Origin of the sequence: Pseudomonas sp. A0308 (genome assembly GCF_044218815.1) — a bacterium.
GTDB classification, from domain to species: domain Bacteria; phylum Pseudomonadota; class Gammaproteobacteria; order Pseudomonadales; family Pseudomonadaceae; genus Aquipseudomonas; species Aquipseudomonas iridis.
In genome coordinates this window covers 5446489-5468967 of sequence record NZ_CP162581.1, presented here as the reverse complement: position 1 = coordinate 5468967, position 22479 = coordinate 5446489, and the positions used below count along the sequence as shown (strand labels likewise).

Genomic DNA, 22479 nt, shown 5'->3' with positions numbered 1-22479 from the left:
CTCAACCACCGTCACGCTCACGTGCCCGGGCGCTTTCCGCGAGAAACTGTTCAAGCCTGCTCAACTGTTCTTCCCAGCCACGGCTGTCCATGTAATAGGCCTCTTTCTGGCGGATGTCGGGAATGTGCGCGAAACCGGACTCAGACACCTTGAGCAACGTGCCACCCTCGAAGTCTTCCAGCTCGAACCTGACCAGCGTTGTCGGTTCCTGGGAATAGTCGATCTTCGGATTGACCGCATACGGATGCCATCGGAACGAGAACAATTGCTGGGGCTCGACCCGTTCGATCAATACGTTCCACAACACATGTTCATAACCCGGATACGTGACCTGCCCTTGCGTCCATTCTCCGGCAATAAAACGCCTGCCCTCCAGCGCCACACCAAACCACTGGCCAAACGCCTCGGCATCAACCAATGCACGCCAGACATGTGAACGCGACGCCTTGAGCGTGATTTTGCGTTCGAAACTATTGGGTACTGGTTTCATACGTCACCTCCTGTTCTGAACAGTAGGCTTGTATGACCACATGTCCAAGGTGAAGTTGTATCAAAGCGGTTCAGCTGTGCAAAAGACAGGAAACATCCGGCTGCATTTTCCACTGGTGAATCGAACAATTTTCACCACAACCCAGCGGGTGAAGCTGATACCTTTTCCATCGATGCTGAACCGAACAAGGACGAATCATGCAGCCATCCCTCCCCGAACGTTATCGTGGCGCCTTGCTAGGTCTGGCTTGCGGCGACGCGGTCGGCACCACGGTAGAGTTCAAGCCACGCCATTCATTCCAACCATTGACTGACATGGTCGGCGGCGGTCCTTTCCACCTCAAACCTGGACAGTGGACCGATGACACCTCGATGGCGCTCTGCCTGGCGGAAAGCCTGTTGATCAAGAACGGCTTCGACGCCACTGATCAAATGGGGCGCTATCTCAATTGGTGGAAATGGGGTTACCTGAGTTCGACCGGCGAATGCTTTGATATCGGCATGACCGTCAGTCAGGCGCTGTCACAATACCAGCAAACAGGTGAGCCCTTTGCGGGGTCGACCGAGCCCGATAGTGCTGGCAACGGCTCTCTGATGCGACTGGCACCGGTGGTGCTGTTTTACTTCCCGGATGACCGGAAGGTCAGAAAATTCTCCAGCGAAAGTTCGCAAACCACCCACGCAGCACCCGAGGCAATCGAAAGCTGCCAACTGTTGGCTGAGCTGATCAACAAAGCTCTGCTTGGAGCGTCCAAAACAGAACTGCGCTATTTGCCGGCCTCAACCTTCAGCCAACCGAAAGTCGCGGAGATTGCTCGAGGTAACTATTTCACGAAATCAATAGACGAAATCTGCGGTAGCGGCTACTGCGTCCGGTCGCTGGAAGCAGCGCTTTGGTGTTTTCAGCACACCGACAGTTTTGCGGCAGCAATCCTGCAAGCCGCCAATCTGGGAGATGACGCCGATACCACGGCAGCGATCGTTGGCCAGCTGGCCGGCGCCCACTACGGCGTTCGAGCCATTCCCGCCAATTGGCTGGACCTGCTGCATGACGGTGAAGAGATTGCGGCTACAGCGGACCGCTTGCTGGAAGCCTCAAGACAACAAGTACCTGAATAGATCCTGTGCAATCACTACACTGTTCTGCACTTACATTCGACACAGCGAGAATCTCCATGTCCCCACGTCAGCTCCTGGCCCTGACGCCTTTGCTATTCACCACCCTCACCCACGCCGCCGTTGACTGCGCCAACGCCAGTGATCAGGCGACGATGAATCAGTGCGCCGGGCAGGATTACAAAGCTGCCGACAAAGAATTGAACGCTGTGTATCAGCAGATCACCGGGCGTTTGAAGGACAACCCTGACGGCAAGAAGCTGCTGGTCAGTGCGCAACGCGCATGGATCGGTTTTCGTGATGCCGAGTGCAAGTTTTCGTCTTCGGGCGTGACGGGCGGAAGTGTGTATCCGCTGATTTATAGCAATTGCATGACCGCTGTGACCAAGGTGCGGGTTGAAGCGTTGAAGCAGTACTTGAAGTGTGAAGAAGGTGACATGAGTTGCCCGGTGCCAGGGGCCTGATTGTTGTAGTGACTACAAGACGCTATCGCTGGCAAGCCAGCGATAGCGTCGGTACGGTTGCGGCAACTAGTCCTTTGCATGCAGGCGTAGACCTCGACAACTTCCAGCACAGCCCCAGCCTGCGTGAGCATGTGCTGTGATGCTGTTGCCGGTTACACGTGCGGATCACCCGGCGCTTTGGACGGCGCCGCGTACTGCGGCTTGAGATGGCCGTCCTGATCAAGTAACCAGGCATCCATGATTTGCCGTACCACCGGCCCGGCGACACGACCACCGGCCTCACCGTTTTCTATCATTACCGAAATCGCGATCTTCGGGTGCTCCGCCGGGGCGAAGCCGACGAACAAGGCATTATCGCGGTGGCGCTCGAGCGTCTTCGCGCGGTTGTAGCGCTCACCCTGCTTGATCGCTACCACTTGTGCCGTACCACTTTTACCAGCGATACGATATTGCGCACCCGCCGCCGCCGCACGGGCAATGCCCCGGGCATCGTGCATTACCATCTGCATGCCGTGGTTGACCTGCTCCCAATCGCGCGGATCCTTAAGCAGAATGTTCGGCATCGGATTCTGATCGACCGGCGCCACACCATCGACAGTCTTGGCCAGGTGTGGGCGGTTCCACACGCCTTTGTTGGCGATCAGTGCAGTGGCCTGTGCCAGTTGTAGCGGCGTGACCTGCATATAACCCTGACCAATGCCGAGAATCACCGTTTCTCCCGGGAACCATGCTTGTCGACGTGTAGTGCGTTTCCAGGCTTGGGATGGCATCAGACCAGGAGACTCTTCAAACATGTCCAGCGAGACTTTTTCGCCGAGACCGAACATGGCCATGTAGTCGTGCAGGCGATCAATGCCAAGCTTGTGCGCCAGGTCATAGAAGTAGGTGTCATTGGAACGCATGATCGCAGCGTCCATGTCCACCCAGCCGTCGCCGCTGTGGTTCCAGTTACGGTACTTGTGATCGAAGTCCGGAAGTTGGTAGTAACCCGGATCGAAGACTCGGGTCTGCGGTGTGACAACGCCTGCATCGAGCCCCGCGATCGCTACTTCTGGCTTGATGGTCGAGCCCGGTGCGTACAAGCCGCGCAACACGCGGTTGAACAGTGGCCGGTCAATAGAATCACGCAGCGCCGAATACTCTTTGGAGCTGATACCAGTGACGAACAGGTTGGGGTCGAAACTCGGGTTGCTGACCATGGCCAGCACTTCCCCGGTGGACGGATCCAGCGCCACGACCGAACCACGACGACCACCCAAGGCGGCTTCGGCGGCTTCTTGCAGTTTCACGTCAAGGCTCAGGACGATGTTTTTGCCGGGTACAGGGTCAGTGTGTTTGAGCACACGTAACACCCTGCCCTGGGCATTGGTTTCAACCTCCTCATAACCGACGTGCCCGTGTAACTGGGCTTCGTAGAAACGTTCGATGCCAGTCTTGCCGACGGACTGAGTGCCACGGTATTCCACCGAGTCGAGGGTTTTGGATTCTTTTTCGTTAATCCGGCCGACATAGCCTATCGAGTGAGCGAAGTGCATGCCGAGCGGGTAATGTCGAACGAACTGTGGCTCGACATCAAGCCCAGGCAGACGGAACTCGTTGACTGCCAAAACGGCAATCTGTTCTTCGGTCAGTTCATAAAACAGCGTCACCGGCGTGAATGGATGACGGGACTGTTTCATGGCTTTGTCGAACACCGCGCGGTCTTCGACGGGGAGGTGCAGGAGATCAATAACCTCGTCAAGCTCCTGATTGACGTCGATAGCGCGCTCGCGAGTGATGGTCAGATTGTAGCTGGGACGGTTATCTGCCAGGAGCACGCCGTTTCGGTCGTAGATCAGTCCGCGTGTTGGCGGGATCGGCAGGACATGGACACGGTTGTTTTCGGAAATGGTCGAGTGGTAGTCGAACTCCACGACTTGCAGGATGTACAGACGCGCTACCAGGGCGCAGCTGACTGCGAAGACAAAAAGGGCGCAGGCGATCAACCGCTTGTTGACCAGACGCGTCTCTTTTTCGTGATCCTTGATCGGGATGGGTTCAGGCATTTCTACAGCAACTCTTTGGCATAAGTGAGTGCCTATCCTTTGGCGAAAAATCAGTCCATGAAAAAAGCGAGTTGCACCATAACAAAAACTGCCCGGCCACTTAAGAAGGTTTTTCCCAATGGCAACGCTTGTGAAAGCCAGGGTTCGACTCACCCGAGAACTTTTTCGCGGGCAAAACAAAACCCCAACTGCTTTCGCAATTGGGGTTTCGGAATTTAATCTTGACGATGACCTACTCTCACATGGGGAAACCCCACACTACCATCGGCGATGCATCGTTTCACTGCTGAGTTCGGGATGGGATCAGGTGGTTCCAACGCTCTATGGTCGTCAAGAAATTCGGGTACTGAGTCGCGACCAGATGGCCTCGCTTCAGCAAATTGGGTATGTGACAGCTTTCGGTGTTTGTGAACATCGAACTTTCGGTTCGTTTCGTCTTCACACACCGCAATCTGATGCTCTTTCGAGTAGTCAAATTGCTTGGGTGTTATATGGTCAAGCCTCACGGGCAATTAGTATTGGTTAGCTCAACGCCTCACAGCGCTTACACACCCAACCTATCAACGTCGTAGTCTTCGACGGCCCTTCAGGGAACTCAAGGTTCCAGTGAGATCTCATCTTGAGGCAAGTTTCCCGCTTAGATGCTTTCAGCGGTTATCTTTCCCGAACATAGCTACCCGGCAATGCCACTGGCGTGACAACCGGAACACCAGAGGTTCGTCCACTCCGGTCCTCTCGTACTAGGAGCAGCCCCTCTCAAATCTCAAACGTCCACGGCAGATAGGGACCGAACTGTCTCACGACGTTCTAAACCCAGCTCGCGTACCACTTTAAATGGCGAACAGCCATACCCTTGGGACCGGCTTCAGCCCCAGGATGTGATGAGCCGACATCGAGGTGCCAAACACCGCCGTCGATATGAACTCTTGGGCGGTATCAGCCTGTTATCCCCGGAGTACCTTTTATCCGTTGAGCGATGGCCCTTCCATACAGAACCACCGGATCACTAAGACCTACTTTCGTACCTGCTCGACGTGTCTGTCTCGCAGTCAAGCGCGCTTTTGCCTTTATACTCTACGACCGATTTCCGACCGGTCTGAGCGCACCTTCGTACTCCTCCGTTACTCTTTAGGAGGAGACCGCCCCAGTCAAACTACCCACCATACACTGTCCTCGATCCGGATAACGGACCTGAGTTAGAACCTCAAAGTTGCCAGGGTGGTATTTCAAGGTTGGCTCCACGCGAACTGGCGTCCACGCTTCAAAGCCTCCCACCTATCCTACACAAGCAAATTCAAAGTCCAGTGCAAAGCTATAGTAAAGGTTCACGGGGTCTTTCCGTCTAGCCGCGGATACACTGCATCTTCACAGCGATTTCAATTTCACTGAGTCTCGGGTGGAGACAGCGCCGCCATCGTTACGCCATTCGTGCAGGTCGGAACTTACCCGACAAGGAATTTCGCTACCTTAGGACCGTTATAGTTACGGCCGCCGTTTACCGGGGCTTCGATCAAGAGCTTCGCGTTAGCTAACCCCATCAATTAACCTTCCGGCACCGGGCAGGCGTCACACCCTATACGTCCACTTTCGTGTTTGCAGAGTGCTGTGTTTTTAATAAACAGTCGCAGCGGCCTGGTATCTTCGACCGGCATGAGCTTACGGAGCAAGTCCTTCACCCTCACCGGCGCACCTTCTCCCGAAGTTACGGTGCCATTTTGCCTAGTTCCTTCACCCGAGTTCTCTCAAGCGCCTTGGTATTCTCTACCCAACCACCTGTGTCGGTTTGGGGTACGGTTCCTGGTTACCTGAAGCTTAGAAGCTTTTCTTGGAAGCATGGCATCAACCACTTCGTCATCTAAAAGATGACTCGTCATCAGCTCTCGGCCTTAGAATCCCGGATTTACCTAAGATTCCAGCCTACCACCTTAAACTTGGACAACCAACGCCAAGCTGGCCTAGCCTTCTCCGTCCCTCCATCGCAATAACCAGAAGTACAGGAATATTAACCTGTTTTCCATCGACTACGCTTTTCAGCCTCGCCTTAGGGACCGACTAACCCTGCGTCGATTAACGTTGCGCAGGAAACCTTGGTCTTTCGGCGTGGGTGTTTTTCACACCCATTGTCGTTACTCATGTCAGCATTCGCACTTCTGATACCTCCAGCAAGCTTCTCAACTCACCTTCACAGGCTTACAGAACGCTCCTCTACCGCATCATCCTAAGATGATACCCGTAGCTTCGGTGTATGGTTTGAGCCCCGTTACATCTTCCGCGCAGGCCGACTCGACTAGTGAGCTATTACGCTTTCTTTAAAGGGTGGCTGCTTCTAAGCCAACCTCCTAGCTGTCTAAGCCTTCCCACATCGTTTCCCACTTAACCATAACTTTGGGACCTTAGCTGACGGTCTGGGTTGTTTCCCTTTTCACGACGGACGTTAGCACCCGCCGTGTGTCTCCCATGCTCGGCACTTGTAGGTATTCGGAGTTTGCATCGGTTTGGTAAGTCGGGATGACCCCCTAGCCGAAACAGTGCTCTACCCCCTACAGTGATACATGAGGCGCTACCTAAATAGCTTTCGAGGAGAACCAGCTATCTCCGAGCTTGATTAGCCTTTCACTCCGATCCACAGGTCATCCGCTAACTTTTCAACGGTAGTCGGTTCGGTCCTCCAGTTAGTGTTACCCAACCTTCAACCTGCCCATGGATAGATCGCCCGGTTTCGGGTCTATTCCCAGCGACTAGACGCCCTATTAAGACTCGCTTTCGCTACGCCTCCCCTATTCGGTTAAGCTCGCCACTGAAAATAAGTCGCTGACCCATTATACAAAAGGTACGCAGTCACAGAACAAAGTCTGCTCCCACTGCTTGTACGCATACGGTTTCAGGATCTATTTCACTCCCCTCTCCGGGGTTCTTTTCGCCTTTCCCTCACGGTACTAGTTCACTATCGGTCAGTCAGTAGTATTTAGCCTTGGAGGATGGTCCCCCCATATTCAGACAAAGTTTCTCGTGCTCCGTCCTACTCGATTTCATGACTAAGAGATTTTCGCGTACAGGGCTATCACCCACTATGGCCGCACTTTCCAGAGCGTTCCGCTAATCTCAAAGCCACTTAAGGGCTAGTCCCCGTTCGCTCGCCACTACTAAGGGAATCTCGGTTGATTTCTTTTCCTCAGGGTACTTAGATGTTTCAGTTCCCCTGGTTCGCCTCTTGCACCTATGTATTCAGTACAAGATAACCATCTTATGATGGCTGGGTTCCCCCATTCAGACATCTCCGGATCAAAGTCTGTTTGCCGACTCCCCGAAGCTTTTCGCAGGCTACCACGTCTTTCATCGCCTCTGACTGCCAAGGCATCCACCGTATGCGCTTCTTCACTTGACCATATAACCCCAAGCAATCTGGTTATACTGTGAAGACGACATTCGCCGAAAATTCGATAATACTCAATTCAGAGTAACTCACAAATTTTACCTTAGCCTGATCCGTTACCAGTGAAAGTAACGTTCAGTCTATCTTTCTATCACATACCCAAATTTTTAAAGAACGATCTAATCAAAAGACTAGAAATCAATATTCAGTGCGAATATTCATTTCTAAACTCTCAAACTTTCGAAGCAGTTTATGGTGGAGCCAAGCGGGATCGAACCGCTGACCTCCTGCGTGCAAGGCAGGCGCTCTCCCAGCTGAGCTATGGCCCCATAACAAAATTGGTGGGTCTGGGCAGATTCGAACTGCCGACCTCACCCTTATCAGGGGTGCGCTCTAACCAACTGAGCTACAGACCCAATTTCGAGCTTGTAACTGTTAGCTCAGAGCTATCAGCTTGGAGCTTAAAGCTGCTTCTATCGTCTTCTTCAATGAATCAAGCAATTCGTGTGGGAGCTCATGGAGCAGCTGATGTCGTCGATTAAGGAGGTGATCCAGCCGCAGGTTCCCCTACGGCTACCTTGTTACGACTTCACCCCAGTCATGAATCACACCGTGGTAACCGTCCCCCCGAAGGTTAGACTAGCTACTTCTGGTGCAACCCACTCCCATGGTGTGACGGGCGGTGTGTACAAGGCCCGGGAACGTATTCACCGTGACATTCTGATTCACGATTACTAGCGATTCCGACTTCACGCAGTCGAGTTGCAGACTGCGATCCGGACTACGATCGGTTTTATGGGATTAGCTCCACCTCGCGGCTTGGCAACCCTTTGTACCGACCATTGTAGCACGTGTGTAGCCCAGGCCGTAAGGGCCATGATGACTTGACGTCATCCCCACCTTCCTCCGGTTTGTCACCGGCAGTCTCCTTAGAGTGCCCACCATTACGTGCTGGTAACTAAGGACAAGGGTTGCGCTCGTTACGGGACTTAACCCAACATCTCACGACACGAGCTGACGACAGCCATGCAGCACCTGTCTCAATGTTCCCGAAGGCACCAATCCATCTCTGGAAAGTTCATTGGATGTCAAGGCCTGGTAAGGTTCTTCGCGTTGCTTCGAATTAAACCACATGCTCCACCGCTTGTGCGGGCCCCCGTCAATTCATTTGAGTTTTAACCTTGCGGCCGTACTCCCCAGGCGGTCAACTTAATGCGTTAGCTGCGCCACTAAGAGCTCAAGGCTCCCAACGGCTAGTTGACATCGTTTACGGCGTGGACTACCAGGGTATCTAATCCTGTTTGCTCCCCACGCTTTCGCACCTCAGTGTCAGTATCAGTCCAGGTGGTCGCCTTCGCCACTGGTGTTCCTTCCTATATCTACGCATTTCACCGCTACACAGGAAATTCCACCACCCTCTACCATACTCTAGCTTGTCAGTTTTGAATGCAGTTCCCAGGTTGAGCCCGGGGATTTCACATCCAACTTAACAAACCACCTACGCGCGCTTTACGCCCAGTAATTCCGATTAACGCTTGCACCCTCTGTATTACCGCGGCTGCTGGCACAGAGTTAGCCGGTGCTTATTCTGTCGGTAACGTCAAAACACTAACGTATTAGGTTAATGCCCTTCCTCCCAACTTAAAGTGCTTTACAATCCGAAGACCTTCTTCACACACGCGGCATGGCTGGATCAGGCTTTCGCCCATTGTCCAATATTCCCCACTGCTGCCTCCCGTAGGAGTCTGGACCGTGTCTCAGTTCCAGTGTGACTGATCATCCTCTCAGACCAGTTACGGATCGTCGCCTTGGTGAGCCATTACCTCACCAACTAGCTAATCCGACCTAGGCTCATCTGATAGCGCAAGGCCCGAAGGTCCCCTGCTTTCTCCCGTAGGACGTATGCGGTATTAGCGTTCCTTTCGAAACGTTGTCCCCCACTACCAGGCAGATTCCTAGGCATTACTCACCCGTCCGCCGCTGAATTCAGGAGCAAGCTCCTGTCATCCGCTCGACTTGCATGTGTTAGGCCTGCCGCCAGCGTTCAATCTGAGCCATGATCAAACTCTTCAGTTCAAACATCTTTGGGTTTTTAAGAAACCCTAAACTTGGCTCAGCAATCGTTGGTTACATCTTTGATTTCTCGCGGAGTAACTTGTGATGCTGATAATCTTGTTGACTATCAGTCTGACTCCACAAGCACCCACACGAATTGCTTGATTCAGTTGTTAAAGAGCGGTTGGTTAAGATCTTTCGTCTCAACCGAGGCGCGCATTCTACAGCAGCCTCATTTGCTGTCAAGTGATTATTTTCAGAAGTTTTCGAAGAATTCTTCAACAACTTCAACCACTTGCGCTTCCGATCTCTCGTTAGCGGGAGGCGAATTCTACAGCGTTACTCGCTGTTGTCAACACCTCTTTTTCTCCGCTTTCGACCGAGAAGATCGAACCGTTAAAAGAGCCAAACATCACCGCTCTTCCAACTCCTTCCAGGCTTCGATGAACTGAAGCGACCCACTCTCGAAACCTACTTAACTCATTGAATCTCAAGGAGTTTTCCGTTTCGACTGCGCCGGAAGTGGGGCGAATTATAGACGTCTGGAATCTGCCGTCAACCGCTAATTTCGATTTTATCGAAACTTCCGAAAATCCTGCTTATATATAGACGTCAGAGGCATGAATGCGCAATATATTGCCCACTATCTACAACAATACCCCGCTCTTACCTTGGACGATGCCGCGCAATGAATGACCAACCCCGCTCTCTTGCCTCAATGCTGTTCCCGGTTGGCCTGCTATTGATAGCCATGGCATCCATCCAGTCCGGTGCATCACTGGCCAAAAGCATGTTTCCAGTGGTGGGCGCTCAGGGGACGACAACCCTGCGCCTGATTTTCGCAAGTGTGATCATGCTTCTATTGCTGCGCCCCTGGCGAGCAAAGCTGACAGCCAAGTCGCTGCGTACGGTAATCGTCTACGGCATGGCGTTGGGAGGCATGAACTTCCTCTTCTATATGTCATTGCGCACAGTGCCGCTGGGCATCGCCGTTGCTCTCGAATTTACCGGCCCATTGGCCGTAGCTATATATGCATCCCGGCGCGCCATCGATTTTCTGTGGATCGGCCTGGCCATAGCCGGCCTGGTGCTATTGATACCGACGGGGGCGACAACTGCGGGAATCGACCTGGTTGGGGCCGGGTATGCATTGGGTGCCGGGATCTGCTGGGCGCTATACATTCTGTTTGGTCAGAGGGCCGGTGCTGATAACGGCGTCACGACTGCAGCGCTAGGGGTGATGATCGCGGCGCTGTTCGTGGCTCCCATCGGCATCGTGCATGCCGGCGCAGCGCTACTCACACCCTCGCTGATCCCGATTGCGATCGGCGTCGCCATCCTGTCCACCGCCCTGCCCTACACCCTGGAAATGGTTGCTCTCACCCGAATGCCCGCGAGGACCTTCGGTACATTGATGAGTATCGAACCGGCATTCGGCGCGCTGTCGGGTCTGCTGTTTTTGCAGGAATACCTCACGCTGTCACAATGGATGGCGATCATGTGCATTATTCTGGCTTCCGTTGGCGCGACCATGACCATGGGTAGCGCCGCCAAGCCTGCCATTGCGGCAGATTGAAACAGGATTTGACGAAGGTCTGGCAATTGGCGTTCATTTAGGCCATGTTTAGGCTCGCAACCCAATGCCAGATATGGATTTTTTCCGACAGGGATTTCGAAACGCTGAGAGCGCAAGCGAATACAGGCAGACCGGAGCATCAGACTCGCGGCAGCTATAAGGACGGTAATGAAACGAATTTTGATATTGATTGCCGTACTCGCAGTTGCGGGCTGTGCGGCGACCTCGAAAACCCAGGTGAAGCACGGCAAGAAAGGGCTGCACATCAACTGTTCGGGACTCTCGTCCTCTTGGGACAAGTGCTATACCAGCGCAGCCAACTCCTGCGCCCCGAAAGGCTACAAGGTCATCGCCAAGTCAGGGGATTCCGTAGAGGAGCCCGGCGACTATCCATTCGGCCTCAATCCCGCTGGCTACACTAGCCGCAGCATGATCGTCATCTGTAAATAGATCACGGCTGCCGGGAGATCTGACGCCCAATTTCGTCGCGGCTGGACTCCAGCACCTTGCGCTGAACGTCCGGCGTGGCCAGCATTCGCGCCACTACCAACGCACCAACGCACTGCGACAGAATCGACCATGCCAGGCTGTCGCTCCCAAGGATCTGCGCCCAACTGTCCTGAAGCTTGCAGATCCACATCTGGGCCTGCTCACGCACCTGAATATCCGAACGGGCGATTTCCGCGCCTAACGCCGGCAAAGCACAGCCGGATTCAGGCTGCTCTACGTGAGCCATGCTCAAATAGTGTTTGAGGCAACGCTCCAGCCGCTCACGATCCTGCCCCTCCTGCCCGCCCAGTCGCTCAAGACTTTGCCCCAACTCACGCTCGACGATGGCAGTGAACAACGCATCCTTGGATGAGAAATGACTATAGAACGCTGCACCGCTGAGCCCTATAGCCTTCATCAAACCATCGACGCCGACCGTGGAAAACCCGGATCGCTTGGCCGACAGCGCACTGCTCTGCAATAGTTTTTCTTGGGTTTCCAGCTTGTGATTGGCGGAGTAACGCATGTTGTTTGCCCTCGAATTGACCACCTTGACGCTGGTCGAATCCTAGCATAACGTTCGTTCACTTAACGATCGTTTACCAAAGGGGTTCACCCATGAATAACAAGAAGGTCGTATTGGTTGTCGGTGCGGGTGATGCCACGGGTGGCGCGATTGCCAAGCGCTTTGCCAAAGAAGGATTCGTTGCGTGCGTCACGCGGCGCAGTGCCGATAAATTGCAGCCGCTGGTGGACGCGATTCAGGCCGAAGGCGGCGAAGCTCACGGCTTTGCTTGCGATGCGCGCAAGGAAGAAGAAGTCATCGCGCTGATCGAAGACATCGAAGCCCGCCTCGGCCCGATTGAGGCTTTTGTCTTCAACATCGGTGCCAACGTGCCGTGCAGCATCCTTGAAGAAACCGCTCGCAAATACTTCAAGATCTGGGAGATGGCTTGTTTCTCAGGTTTTCTCAATGCCCGCGAAGTGGCCAAACGCATGGTCACGCGTAAACGTGGAACCATTCTGTTTACCGGTGCAACTGCCGGACTGCGCGGCTCATCGGGTTTCGCCGCATTCGCCGGCGCCAAGCACGGCATCCGCGCGCTCGCACAAAGCATGGCTCGCGAATTGGGCCCGATGAACATTCATGTTGCCCACATCGTGGTCGATGGTGCCATTGATACGGATTTCATCCGCAACAGTTTCCCCGAGAAATACGCCACCAAGGATCAGGACGGCATCCTCGATCCCGAGCACATCGCCGAAAATTACTGGTATCTGCACAACCAGCCACGCGATGCATGGACGTTCGAGCTGGATCTGCGCCCCTGGAACGAACGCTGGTAAACCCACCGCCCATAACAATAAATAGAGAGCAGCGAAAATGACCAAAACCGTGGAGTTCTATTTCGACCTCGGCAGCCCTGCCACTTATCTGGCCTACACCCAACTACCCAGGATCTGCGCAGAAACCAATAGTCAGCTGACCTACATTCCGATGCTGCTGGGCGGTGTGTTCAAAGCTACCGGCAACGCTTCACCGGCAATGATCCCGGCCAAGGGCCGCTACATGTTTCAGGATCTGGACCGCTACGCCAAACGCTATGGTGTAGCTCTCAATTTCAATCCACACTTTCCGATCAATACGCTGCTGTTGATGCGCGCCGTCACCGGCATACAACTGCGCCAACCGGAACGCTTTCAGGCGTTTGTCGATTGCTTGTTCACGGCGTTGTGGGTGGAGGGCAAAAACCTGAGCGACCCGGCGACTGTGGCTGCCGTGTTGAACGGACATGGATTTGCGCCCGATGACGTCCTGGCGCTGACCAACGACGAAACAGTCAAGGCGGCGCTGAAGGACAACACCGAAACCGCCATCAAACGAGGCGTTTTCGGTGCTCCGACCCTGTTTATCGGCAATCAGATGTTCTTCGGTCAGGATCGTCTCGACTTCGTCGAGGAAGCATTGCGTCAGGTCTAAATTGAAAGAACCACGCGGGCGCTGATTTCAGCGCCCGCACATGCCGATCAGATTGCAACAGTACGCGTATTCAGCCACTCCAGCGCAGCACCGCCGAGCAACGGGCTCAAGCGCTCACGAACCTCGGCGTGGTAGGCGTTGAACCACTGTTTTTCTTCCTGACTCAGCAAGTCTGGCAGCAGACAACGCGTGTCGATCGGGCACAGGGTCAAGGTTTCAAACTTGAGGAAGTCGCCGAACTCGCTGCTGCCTGCCTCACGGTTCATCGCCAGGTTTTCGATGCGCACGCCCCAACGGCCCGGACGATAAGTGCCCGGTTCGATCGAAGTAATCATCCCCGGTTGCATCGCGGTCTGTGGTGACGGCGCTGCCTGATAGGCAATCACTTGCGGGCCTTCGTGCACATTGAGGAAGTAGCCCACGCCGTGACCGGTGCCGTGGCCGTAATCCACACTTTCAGCCCAGATCGGCGCGCGCGCGATGGCGTCGAGCAGTGGAGACAGAATGCCTTTCGGGAACTGTGCCCGCGACAGCGCAATCACGCCTTTCAACACGCGTGTGCAATCGCGCTTCTGTTCTTCAGTCGGCGTACCGACCGGCACCATGCGCGTGATGTCGGTCGTGCCGCCGAGATATTGACCACCGGAGTCGATCAGCAACAGACCGTCCCCCTCGATCACCGCGTGCTCTTCTTCAGTAGCGTGATAATGCGGCATCGCGCCATTGGCATTGAAGGCAGCGATGGTATTGAAACTCAGCGACACATAATCCGGACGACGCTCGCGAGCAGCGGTGAGTTTCTCGTCGATGGTCAGCTCGGTAATGCGCTCACGACCCCAGACCGATTCCAGCCAGGCGAAGAACTCGCAGAGTGCCGCGCCGTCCTGCTCCATCGCTTTACGAATGTGCGCGGCGTCGGCTTCACTTTTTTGCGATTTGGCCAACGTGGTCGGGTTCAAGCCTTCGACCAGAGTTACGCCATTGTCGAGGTTATCCAACAGACCGCTGGTGACACGCGCCGGGTCCACCAGAAGGCTCGCGCCGCTCGGCACGGCGCGCAAGGCATCGGACACTTCGCTGTAGTCGCGCAGTGTCACGCCGTCCTGTTCCAGCACTGCACGCAACGGCGCATCAACTTTGCTCAACGCAACGAACAGCGTCGCTTGTTGCTGATTGATCAGGGCGAATGAGACGAACACCGGGTTGAACGACACATCGCCGCCGCGCAGGTTGAACAGCCATGCGATGTCGTCGAGGGTGGCGATGAAGTGCCAGTCGGCGCTGCGCTCCTGCAGGGTTTCACGCAGTTTGGCGAGTTTTTCGCCGCGGCTTACGGTCGCTTGCGGTGGCAGATGCTGATAGATCGGCGCGTTTGGCAGAGTTGGCCGGTCGCTCCAGACTTCCTTAAGCAGATCGATATCGGTACGCAGACTCGCGCCACGTGCTTCGAGCTTGCCGCTCAACGTACGCGCCGAAGCCACGGCCATCACAGCCCCGTCTACTGCAACCACGCCACCTTCCGGAGTCTGTTCAGCCAGCCAGTCCAGCGGACTCGGCTGCCCTGGTTGCAGCTTGACCAGTTCGATACCGCTGCCATTGAGTTCCTTGGTCGCCTGCTCCCAGTAACGACTGTCGGCCCAGACACCGGCGAAATCGAGGGTGACAATCAGTGTCCCGACCGAACCATGAAAGCCCGACAGCCACTGCCGTCCCTGCCAGTAACCCGGCAAATATTCCGACAGATGCGGGTCGGCAGAAGGCACCAACAACGCATGAATGCCTTCACGGCGCATCAGTTCACGGGTGCGCGCCAGGCGCTGGGGCACCGATCCTTCGGTCAAGGTCTGGGTACTCATCATGTCTCCTGCTAATCACTTATTCGTTATTGTTCGTAGCCATGGTTCGGCTGGTTAAAGCCCTGTCGCCCAGAATGCCGGAGCACTGGCGCAGGCGGTCTTGATCAATTCGCAAGCCTTGTCGACATCTTCTGCGGTGGTGAAACGGCCGAGGCTCAGACGAATGGTACGCCCCGCCAGACGCGCATCATGCCCCAGCGCCAACAGCACGTGGGATGGCGCGTTGCTTGCGGAGTTACAGGCTGAGGTCGCGGAAAACGCGATCGAATGGCTCAGCGCCGCGCTGTTGAAATCGCCCTCGCTGAACGTCAGGCTCAAGGTGTGCGCAATGCGCTGCCTGGCACTGCCATTAAGACGTACGCCGGGCAGACTCAGCAATTGTTCGAGCAAGCGTTCGCGCAACGCGACGATGGATTTTTTCTCTTCATCGAAAACGCCTGCGGCCAAAGCGAATGCAGCGCCCATTCCGGCAATCTGATGAGTCGCCAGCGTCCCGGAGCGCAAACCGCTTTCGTGTCCGCCACCATGAATCTGTGCCTGCACGCGTTGCTGCGCCCGTGGGCCGACGTACAACGCGCCAATGCCTTTGGGGCCATAGAGTTTGTGCGCCGAGAACGACATCAGATCCACTGGCCACTGCGCCAGGTCGATCGCCACTTTGCCGGCGCCCTGAGCCGCATCGACATGGAAGAGCGCCTCGCGACCGCGGACGATTTCACCGATGGCCGGGATGTCGTTGACAGTGCCGAGTTCGTTGTTGACCAGCATCAGCGAGACCAGAAAGGTGTCATCGCGCATCGCCTCGCTGACCGCCTGCGGCGTGATCAAGCCATCAGCGTCCGGGACCAGATAGGTCACGGCAACGCCGGCGTCCTGCAACTGGCGGGCGGTATCGAGGATGGCTTTGTGTTCGATCTGGCTGGTAATGATGTGGCCGCCGCAGACACCGCGCGCCTGGGCAACGCCTTTCAGCGCGAGGTTATTGGACTCGGTGGCACCGGAGGTCCAGACGATCTGTTCGGCTTGCGCCCCGACCAGTTCGGCGACTTGCCGGCGGGCCTGCTCGACCGTCTGCCGAGCCTGCTGGCCAAACGCGTGGGAGCTGGAGGCCGGGTTGCCGAAGTTACCGTGAAACCCCAGACATTCGATCATCACCTGGATGACCCGCTCGTCCACCGGAGTGGTGGCGGCGTAATCGAAATACAACGGACGTGTGTTCATAAAAGACTCGCAGAGCGTGTTCCGGGATCAGGAGGCTCGTGTCTGCAAACGGCACTGCGCAGCCTTGTGGGCTGCGCGTCGGTTCGAGAGCGTCATCAATACCTGATCGGATGCCGTTAAAGAAGAACAACTTCATTTAAAAGTGCGTAGGAACGCTCCTGAAGCCGAGCTTAACAGGCATCGGGTCGGCGGTTGAAGCAACGCGTCAGCTAAAGCTTTCAAGAAGTAACGGATACAACGAAATCACCAGCAATGCCGCCATGCCCCAGTTGAATACGCGCAACCAGCGCGGTTCCTTCAGCACATTGCGCAGCAGCGTGCCACACGCTGCCCAGACGCCGACGCTCGGCAAATTGATGATCGCGAACACCGCGGCGATCACCACGACGTTGGTGAAGTATCCCTGCATCGGCGTGTACGTGCTGATGGCACCAATGGCCATGATCCACGCCTTGGGATTGACCCACTGGAACGCCGCGGCGCCCAGGTAGCTGATCGGTTTGGCGTCGCCCTGGACGTTGTCACCGACCGGCCCCGAATGGGCGATCTTCCATGCCAGATACAACAGATACGCCGCGCCGACGTAGCGCAGGACCGTATAGAGAATCGGATAGGACTGAAACACTGCGCCCAGACCAAATCCCACGGCGACCACAAGGACGAAGAATCCACAGGTGATGCCGAGCATATGCGGGATGGTGCGGTTAAATCCGAAGTTGACGCCCGATGCCAGCAACATGGTGTTGTTCGGCCCCGGCGTAATCGAGGTGACAAGGGCAAACAGGGCAAAGCCCATTAGTAAATCAAGCGAGAGGTTCATGGTGCAGTCCGTCAGGGTCATTCAGGTGTAGACCCTACCCCAGGCGGCCCGGCAAACCCACGGACAGTTGGCTAATACTTCAAGCAGTACAGTTTGTTTTCAGCTAGGGCGCCCATGCAGCTGTACGGCACGTTCAGCGCTCATCTCGCCCTGCTTGTCAAAACCGAAGGCCTTCTGTGGCTGACCAAGTAATCGGGCTTTTTTTGCATGGTATTCGTAAAACGACAAACCGCTGCGGTTCAGTGCCTCCATGGCCAGTTCCCGGGATTCTTCTGCCGAGTAGGGCCGCAACTCCGGAGAAACATGGCTGGCACATCCGGCGAGTACGGAGACGGCGAGCAACAGCGAGACACTCAGTAAATGATTCATGAGAGCGTCCTGGCGAGCAATGTGGGGTCGATGGAGAAAGGCTACGCCCCGACACGCATGCGCAGAAATCAACGCTCTCAATAGTGGCTATCAGCAAATCGTCACCAAACCGCATATCTCCCCAAAGTGAGCGCCTGACAAAGCTGTCGATCTAACCGACCAGGTTGCAGTGCAACGCATCGTCGTGACTGCGAGCGATGCTGCTCAATACCTGAAATGAATTGAAGGTCACTGTTTTCGCCTGATGGGCGCGGATCAACTGCCAGAAATCCTGTTCACCGCTTTCGAAACTGCGGAACGCCGCTTCCCCCGCCTCGCGGGTTTGCCATTGCAGCAAGCTCAATACCCGCCGGCCATCATCGCTGGCCTGCACGCTAGCGCTGACGAAACCCTGATAGCGCTGAGCCAGGCGTTCAGTCTGCATCGACAGCGCCGAGACCAGCCCCGGCTGCTGGCGAGGCTCGATCTCGAACTCGATCAATTGGGTGAAGCTGCTGTTTTTCGCTGATGCTTGCATGAAATTCCCCACTTATCTGTAAGGCGAATCTTGCGACTCGAAGAAGCGCAGGGTAAAACCTCTAGTTAAGTCAAGGTCAAGAGCAATTTCACCATGATCACCAACGAAAACCTGCACAAGCCCCTCACCGTCGGCGAAGTCGCGGCGCGCAGCGGTGTTGCGGTCACTGCCCTGCATTTTTATGAGTCCAAGGGTTTGATCAGGAGCCAGCGCAATGCCGGCAATCAGCGACGCTATGCACGCGCCGTGCTGCGCCGAGTGGCATTGATCAAAGTTGCGCAGCGTCTGGGGATTCCGCTTGCGCAGATCGGTGAAGCACTGAAAGTCCTCCCGGACGATCGCGCACCGACGGCGGCGGACTGGAAGTTTCTTTCGGAGCAGTGGCGACGGGAACTGGATGAACGGATCAATCAACTTACGCTGCTGCGCGACCGGCTCAACGGCTGCATTGGTTGTGGCTGCCTGTCGATGGAGGCGTGTCCGTTGCGCAATCAGGGCGATGTGCTGGGTGAGCAAGGGCCGGGGGCGCACTTTTTGGATACGTAATGTGAGCTGCTGCTCGTCGGGCGAAATTCCTGGCCGGGAAGACAGTTCTATAGTGATTTTTCCGGGAATCCGGTGAAGCAACATTTCGGAAAATAAAAACAGGGAGAACGTCATGAGCGTCAAACCCATCCCCGAGGGGTATCACAGCATTACCCCGTATCTCGGCATCCAAAAGGCCGTCGAGGCCATCGACTTCTACAAGAAAGCGTTCGGCGCCACCGAGGTCATGCGCCTGGCCATGCCTGACGGCAGCATCGGTCACGCGGAGCTGCGTATTGGTGACAGCGCAATCATGCTCGGCTCGCCGTGCGATCAAGGGCCATTGAGCAGTCCGGAGCAAACCGTCTCCGTCGGTTTGCATCTGTATGTGACTGATGTCGACAAGTCATTCCAAAGGGCGCTGGATGCCGGGGCAACCGTGGTGTCTGAGGTCAAGGATCAGTTTTACGGTGATCGCAGTGGAACGTTGAAGGACCCCTACGGGCATTTGTGGTTTCTCGCGACCCACAAGGAAGATCTGACTGAAGAGCAGATCAAGCAGCGAGCGATGGAGATGTTCAGCCAAGGCTGATTACATCAGTGTCCGAACTGACTCGCGCGCGAGCAGGCTCGCTCCCACCTTGGAATGCATTTCAAATGTGGGAGCGAGCCTGCTCGCGAAAGCTCTTACAAATCCGGCATTGAAGCGGACTGACACACTCCACCAGCCCGCCCCTCCCACAATACGTTGCGATGCCGAACAGAACGCGAAACATTTACTTTCACATTCCTTATCGGGATTAATCTCGCTCATCCGTCCTATAGAGATGCAGGCCGCTCGCGTAGGCAAAAGCCACGGGCGCCTTTCGGGGATACCCGTGCTGTGAAGCCCGCAACCACGCGCCCTTTCACCGCTCTCTAGACGCGTAATCATGTCGAAAAAATCCCGTTCCAAACTGTGGTTCCTGGTACATAGCTGGCTCGCATTACCGATCTGGTTTTTCGTCCTGATCGTTTGTGTGACCGGAACGCTGGCGGTGGTCAGCCAGGAAATCGTCTGGCTGGCCAATCCACAGATGCACGCCAATCAACCGTCTGACGACGCACCGCTGCTGGGTTATGACGAGATCATGGCCGCCATCAAAAAGGCCGAGCCGGAGTTGCTGGTCAAGCGCATCAATCGTCCGGACGAATCGCATTTCGCCCTGGATGTGAGCGTCAGCAAACCGGATGGTCATTCGCAAATACTGTACGTAAACCCGTACACCGGGGTGATCCAGGGCAAGGCACCTGATTTCAACTTTCGTGGATTCACCCGCGCATTGCATGGCTGGTGGCTGGTGCCGTTCACCAATGGCTACAGTTGGGGCTGGTATCTGGTGTCGTTCCTGGCCTTGCCAATGCTGGCGTCACTGGTTACGGGGCTGGTGGTCTACAAACGCTTCTGGAAAGGCTTTTTCAGTCCGACCTTGCGTTTTCGCCACGGCGCACGGATCTTCTGGGGCGACTTTCATCGTCTGAGCGGCATCTGGTCGATCTGGTTCATCGCGGTCATTTCCATCACGGCCGTCTGGTTCCTGATCGAGGCATTCCTGTCCGACTACCAGATTTCGATCTCCAGCGAGCCGGTCATCGCGTCCATGTCCCGAGAGAGCGTGCCGCTGTCGGCCAACGGTTTGCCACCACCACAAGTGAGCCTGGACCAGGCCGTCGAAATCGCCCGGCAAAAGATTCCCGGGCTGGAAGCCAGCAGTATTTTTCTCCCGGGCAACGCCTACAGCCACCTCGATATCCAGGGGCGCGGCTGGTATCCACTGATGTTCCAGAGCGCCACCCTCAATCCATACAGTGGTGAGGTCGCTGCCTCGCGGTTGCTGTCCGATCGAACGGCCCTGGAATTCGTCACCGAATCAATGCGACCGCTGCACACCGGTGATTTCGGCGGGCTGTGGATCAAGCTCATCTGGTTCTTCTTCGGCCTCGTGTTGAGCATGATGGTCCTGAGCGGCTTGTTGATCTGGACCAAACGCACGGCGCTGGCGACCGTCAATGCGCTCAAGCGCGAAGACAAAAAAAATCGCGTGAAGGCGCAAGCCGTCGTCAGCCGTGAACCGTCGGAGGTCAACTCGTGAGCAAGATCACCACTGCCCCGCAACCGTCGCGACTGAGTCTGTTCTGGCATAAATGGCGCTTTCACATAAACATCTTGTTGCTGCTGATCCCGTTGGGTTTCATGCCCAACTACTTCGCCGAACAAGCACTTTTCCGCGGTGACGCAGGCCTCGGCGAGCGCGAGATAGGTGAAATCCCGGTTGGGCCGTGGAGCCTGCGCCTGGCCGAGTTTCGCAATGAGGCGCCACGTTCCGACGGTACAGCCGGTTATCTCAAAGGCTTCAGCGCTGCGCTGTGCACCACCTGTGTCGAAGGGGTCAAGGCCACCTACCTGCGCATCGGCAAACCCCGCAGCCTGCGTGCCGCCGGTTCAATCTTCTTCGGCACGCCCTACAACATGGGCACACAAGTGCCAATTCCGGACAAGACCAAACCCGACGCCGAACTGTGGATCACCATGGAAGGCTGGGACGGCAGCATGAATCAGGCCTCGATTCCCCTGAGCCAGGCCTCCCCCGCCACCATCGCCTGGCTGAACAAACAAGGAGCCAAACCATGACCTGCTCGCAACGCCCTTTCCGTCTGCGAATCAGCGCCGCGTTGTTGGTGCTGTGCGCCGGCTTCAGTGCAGGCGCACTGGCGCACAACCCGATGTGCGAATGCAAAGCCGTCGATGACGAACAGATCAAATGTACCGGTGGCTTCTCCGATGGCAGCGGCGCACCCGGAGTGACCCTGGATGTGATCGGTTACGACGAAACGATTCTGGTGCCGGGCAAGCTCGGCCCCGACTCGACAGTAACCTTCAAGAAACCCGGCGCCGAGTTTTACGTGCTGTTCGACGCGGGCCCAGGCCATGTGGTGGAAATCGACCAAGCGGATATCGAAGCGCCATGAGTACGCCCACCACACAAATCGTGCGCCCGGCCGGTGCCGGCCATGAAACCCTCAACGTGTTGCTGCTGTGCCTGCTGATCCTGGCGCTGGCAGGCTCCGTGGTGGCATGGCGCGGGGTGTCCCATGAACCGGAACCTGTCGCCAGCAATCAACTGGACGCGCGCCGCGACCTCAGCGCCGCCGAGCAAGGCATCTATGCCGACCTGCGCGTGACGCTGGACGAAATCCGCTTGCTGCGCGAAGAGCAGAAAACCTTGCCGACGCCGCAAAATCTGGCGGACGAAGGTTTTGCCCCGTTCGCCCAGGACGCGAGTTCCGTCGCTCGAGGTGGTCATGCATGGCAGATGCCGAGCGATGCCGCCTACTTCGGTCATAGCCAGACACCCTCCATCGCCGGTTCGTTTCTGATGCGTGTCAGCGCTGATGACCAGGCAGCGCCGGATATCTGGCTCAACCGTGACGCCGCACTCACGGCGCCTCGGGAGCTGACTGACGCCGCCCTGGCCGCCGCTGGCTGGAAACAGATCGTCGCGCAATACGATGCCGGGGTTACCCGCGAACATCGCCATTGATT

At 56.0% G+C, this 22479-nt stretch carries 21 protein-coding genes, 2 tRNA genes and 3 rRNA genes; 13 read left to right on the top strand and 13 right to left on the bottom strand.

Going from position 1 to position 22479, the window contains the following annotated elements; all coding sequences use genetic code 11:
* Position 1: 1 nt before the first annotated feature.
* On the bottom strand, positions 2-490 hold the full coding sequence (locus AB4P92_RS25360) for an SRPBCC family protein (protein WP_042560182.1): 489 nt from the start codon (positions 488-490) through the stop codon (positions 2-4).
* A gap of 197 nt (positions 491-687) precedes the next feature.
* Here AB4P92_RS25360 and AB4P92_RS25355 point away from each other — a divergent pair, with 197 nt between their 5' ends.
* From AB4P92_RS25355 to AB4P92_RS25345, 3 genes are read left to right on the top strand one after another with little or no spacing between them, the layout of a single operon-like run.
* Complete coding sequence (locus tag AB4P92_RS25355) at positions 688-1608, top strand: ADP-ribosylglycohydrolase family protein (protein WP_395598343.1); 921 nt, start codon at positions 688-690, stop codon at positions 1606-1608.
* 56 nt (positions 1609-1664) lie between these two features.
* Complete coding sequence (locus AB4P92_RS25350; RefSeq protein WP_042560184.1) at positions 1665-2069, top strand: lysozyme inhibitor LprI family protein; 405 nt, start codon at positions 1665-1667, stop codon at positions 2067-2069.
* An 8-nt stretch (positions 2070-2077) separates the two neighbouring features.
* Entirely contained in the window at positions 2078-2209 is a 132-nt protein-coding gene (locus tag AB4P92_RS25345; RefSeq protein WP_258558318.1) for a hypothetical protein, read from the top strand.
* Between the two features lie 12 nt (positions 2210-2221).
* On the opposite strand, the gene mrdA is transcribed toward AB4P92_RS25345, so the two are convergent.
* The 6 genes from mrdA to AB4P92_RS25315 form a co-directional block, all read right to left on the bottom strand.
* Positions 2222-4114 (bottom strand): penicillin-binding protein 2, encoded by a 1893-nt coding sequence (gene mrdA / locus AB4P92_RS25340; RefSeq protein WP_115147203.1) that lies wholly within the window; start codon positions 4112-4114, stop codon positions 2222-2224.
* Between the two features lie 219 nt (positions 4115-4333).
* A 5S ribosomal RNA gene (gene rrf / locus AB4P92_RS25335) occupies positions 4334-4449 on the bottom strand.
* A 156-nt stretch (positions 4450-4605) separates the two neighbouring features.
* Positions 4606-7499, bottom strand: a 23S ribosomal RNA gene (locus tag AB4P92_RS25330).
* Positions 7500-7740: 241 nt separating this feature from the next.
* Positions 7741-7816: transfer RNA gene (locus tag AB4P92_RS25325), tRNA-Ala, on the bottom strand.
* Positions 7817-7826: 10 nt separating this feature from the next.
* Positions 7827-7903, bottom strand: a tRNA-Ile gene (locus AB4P92_RS25320).
* A 123-nt stretch (positions 7904-8026) separates the two neighbouring features.
* Positions 8027-9563 (bottom strand): 16S ribosomal RNA (locus AB4P92_RS25315).
* Together the 16S, 23S and 5S rRNA genes with 2 tRNA genes alongside form the textbook arrangement of a ribosomal RNA operon.
* Before the next feature lie 667 nt (positions 9564-10230).
* On the opposite strand from AB4P92_RS25315, the gene rhtA reads away from it, so the two are divergent.
* Positions 10231-11118, top strand: a complete 888-nt coding sequence (gene rhtA, locus AB4P92_RS25310; protein WP_042560186.1) for a threonine/homoserine exporter RhtA — start codon at positions 10231-10233, stop codon at positions 11116-11118.
* Positions 11119-11286: 168 nt separating this feature from the next.
* Positions 11287-11568 (top strand): hypothetical protein, encoded by a 282-nt coding sequence (locus AB4P92_RS25305; RefSeq protein WP_042560187.1) that lies wholly within the window; start codon positions 11287-11289, stop codon positions 11566-11568.
* A gap of 1 nt (position 11569) precedes the next feature.
* Here the strand turns inward: AB4P92_RS25305 and AB4P92_RS25300 are convergent, their stop codons facing one another.
* Entirely contained in the window at positions 11570-12133 is a 564-nt protein-coding gene (locus tag AB4P92_RS25300) for a TetR/AcrR family transcriptional regulator (protein ID WP_395598342.1), read from the bottom strand.
* Between the two features lie 92 nt (positions 12134-12225).
* Here AB4P92_RS25300 and AB4P92_RS25295 point away from each other — a divergent pair, with 92 nt between their 5' ends.
* Complete coding sequence (locus AB4P92_RS25295) at positions 12226-12954, top strand: SDR family oxidoreductase (RefSeq protein ID WP_047302269.1); 729 nt, start codon at positions 12226-12228, stop codon at positions 12952-12954.
* A 37-nt stretch (positions 12955-12991) separates the two neighbouring features.
* Positions 12992-13588, top strand: coding sequence for a 2-hydroxychromene-2-carboxylate isomerase (locus tag AB4P92_RS25290; protein WP_395598341.1), 597 nt, complete (start codon positions 12992-12994; stop codon positions 13586-13588).
* Positions 13589-13635: 47 nt separating this feature from the next.
* On the opposite strand, the gene AB4P92_RS25285 is transcribed toward AB4P92_RS25290, so the two are convergent.
* From AB4P92_RS25285 to AB4P92_RS25265, 5 genes are all read right to left on the bottom strand, one after another.
* Positions 13636-15444 carry an aminopeptidase P family protein gene (locus AB4P92_RS25285; protein WP_395598340.1) on the bottom strand — a complete coding sequence of 603 codons (1809 nt, stop codon included), beginning with the start codon at positions 15442-15444 and terminating at the stop codon, positions 13636-13638.
* A 54-nt stretch (positions 15445-15498) separates the two neighbouring features.
* A complete protein-coding gene (locus tag AB4P92_RS25280) occupies positions 15499-16665 on the bottom strand; it encodes an aminotransferase class V-fold PLP-dependent enzyme (RefSeq protein WP_261736355.1) in 1167 nt (388 codons plus the stop codon).
* Between the two features lie 205 nt (positions 16666-16870).
* Positions 16871-17485: a LysE family translocator gene (locus AB4P92_RS25275; RefSeq protein WP_261736356.1), complete on the bottom strand. Its 615-nt coding sequence runs from the start codon at positions 17483-17485 to the stop codon at positions 16871-16873.
* A 99-nt stretch (positions 17486-17584) separates the two neighbouring features.
* Complete coding sequence (locus AB4P92_RS25270) at positions 17585-17854, bottom strand: hypothetical protein (protein ID WP_395598339.1); 270 nt, start codon at positions 17852-17854, stop codon at positions 17585-17587.
* A 151-nt stretch (positions 17855-18005) separates the two neighbouring features.
* Positions 18006-18371, bottom strand: a complete 366-nt coding sequence (locus AB4P92_RS25265) for an antibiotic biosynthesis monooxygenase (RefSeq protein WP_047302280.1) — start codon at positions 18369-18371, stop codon at positions 18006-18008.
* A 93-nt stretch (positions 18372-18464) separates the two neighbouring features.
* Between AB4P92_RS25265 and soxR the strand changes: the two genes are divergently transcribed.
* From soxR to AB4P92_RS25235, 6 genes are all read left to right on the top strand, one after another.
* Positions 18465-18917 carry a redox-sensitive transcriptional activator SoxR gene (soxR, locus tag AB4P92_RS25260; protein ID WP_042560196.1) on the top strand — a complete coding sequence of 151 codons (453 nt, stop codon included), beginning with the start codon at positions 18465-18467 and terminating at the stop codon, positions 18915-18917.
* A gap of 112 nt (positions 18918-19029) precedes the next feature.
* Positions 19030-19488, top strand: a complete 459-nt coding sequence (locus AB4P92_RS25255) for a VOC family protein (protein WP_210622938.1) — start codon at positions 19030-19032, stop codon at positions 19486-19488.
* Between the two features lie 340 nt (positions 19489-19828).
* Positions 19829-21028: a PepSY domain-containing protein gene (locus AB4P92_RS25250; RefSeq protein ID WP_261736357.1), complete on the top strand. Its 1200-nt coding sequence runs from the start codon at positions 19829-19831 to the stop codon at positions 21026-21028.
* Positions 21025-21567 carry a thiamine pyrophosphate-binding protein gene (locus AB4P92_RS25245; protein ID WP_395598338.1) on the top strand — a complete coding sequence of 181 codons (543 nt, stop codon included), beginning with the start codon at positions 21025-21027 and terminating at the stop codon, positions 21565-21567. Before AB4P92_RS25250 ends, AB4P92_RS25245 begins: the two co-directional genes overlap by 4 nt.
* On the top strand, positions 21564-21905 hold the full coding sequence (locus tag AB4P92_RS25240) for a hypothetical protein (protein WP_261736359.1): 342 nt from the start codon (positions 21564-21566) through the stop codon (positions 21903-21905). The genes AB4P92_RS25245 and AB4P92_RS25240 overlap by 4 nt, the downstream gene beginning before the upstream one ends.
* On the top strand, positions 21902-22477 hold the full coding sequence (locus tag AB4P92_RS25235) for a DUF6162 family protein (protein WP_047302287.1): 576 nt from the start codon (positions 21902-21904) through the stop codon (positions 22475-22477). Before AB4P92_RS25240 ends, AB4P92_RS25235 begins: the two co-directional genes overlap by 4 nt.
* Positions 22478-22479: the final 2 nt, after the last annotated feature.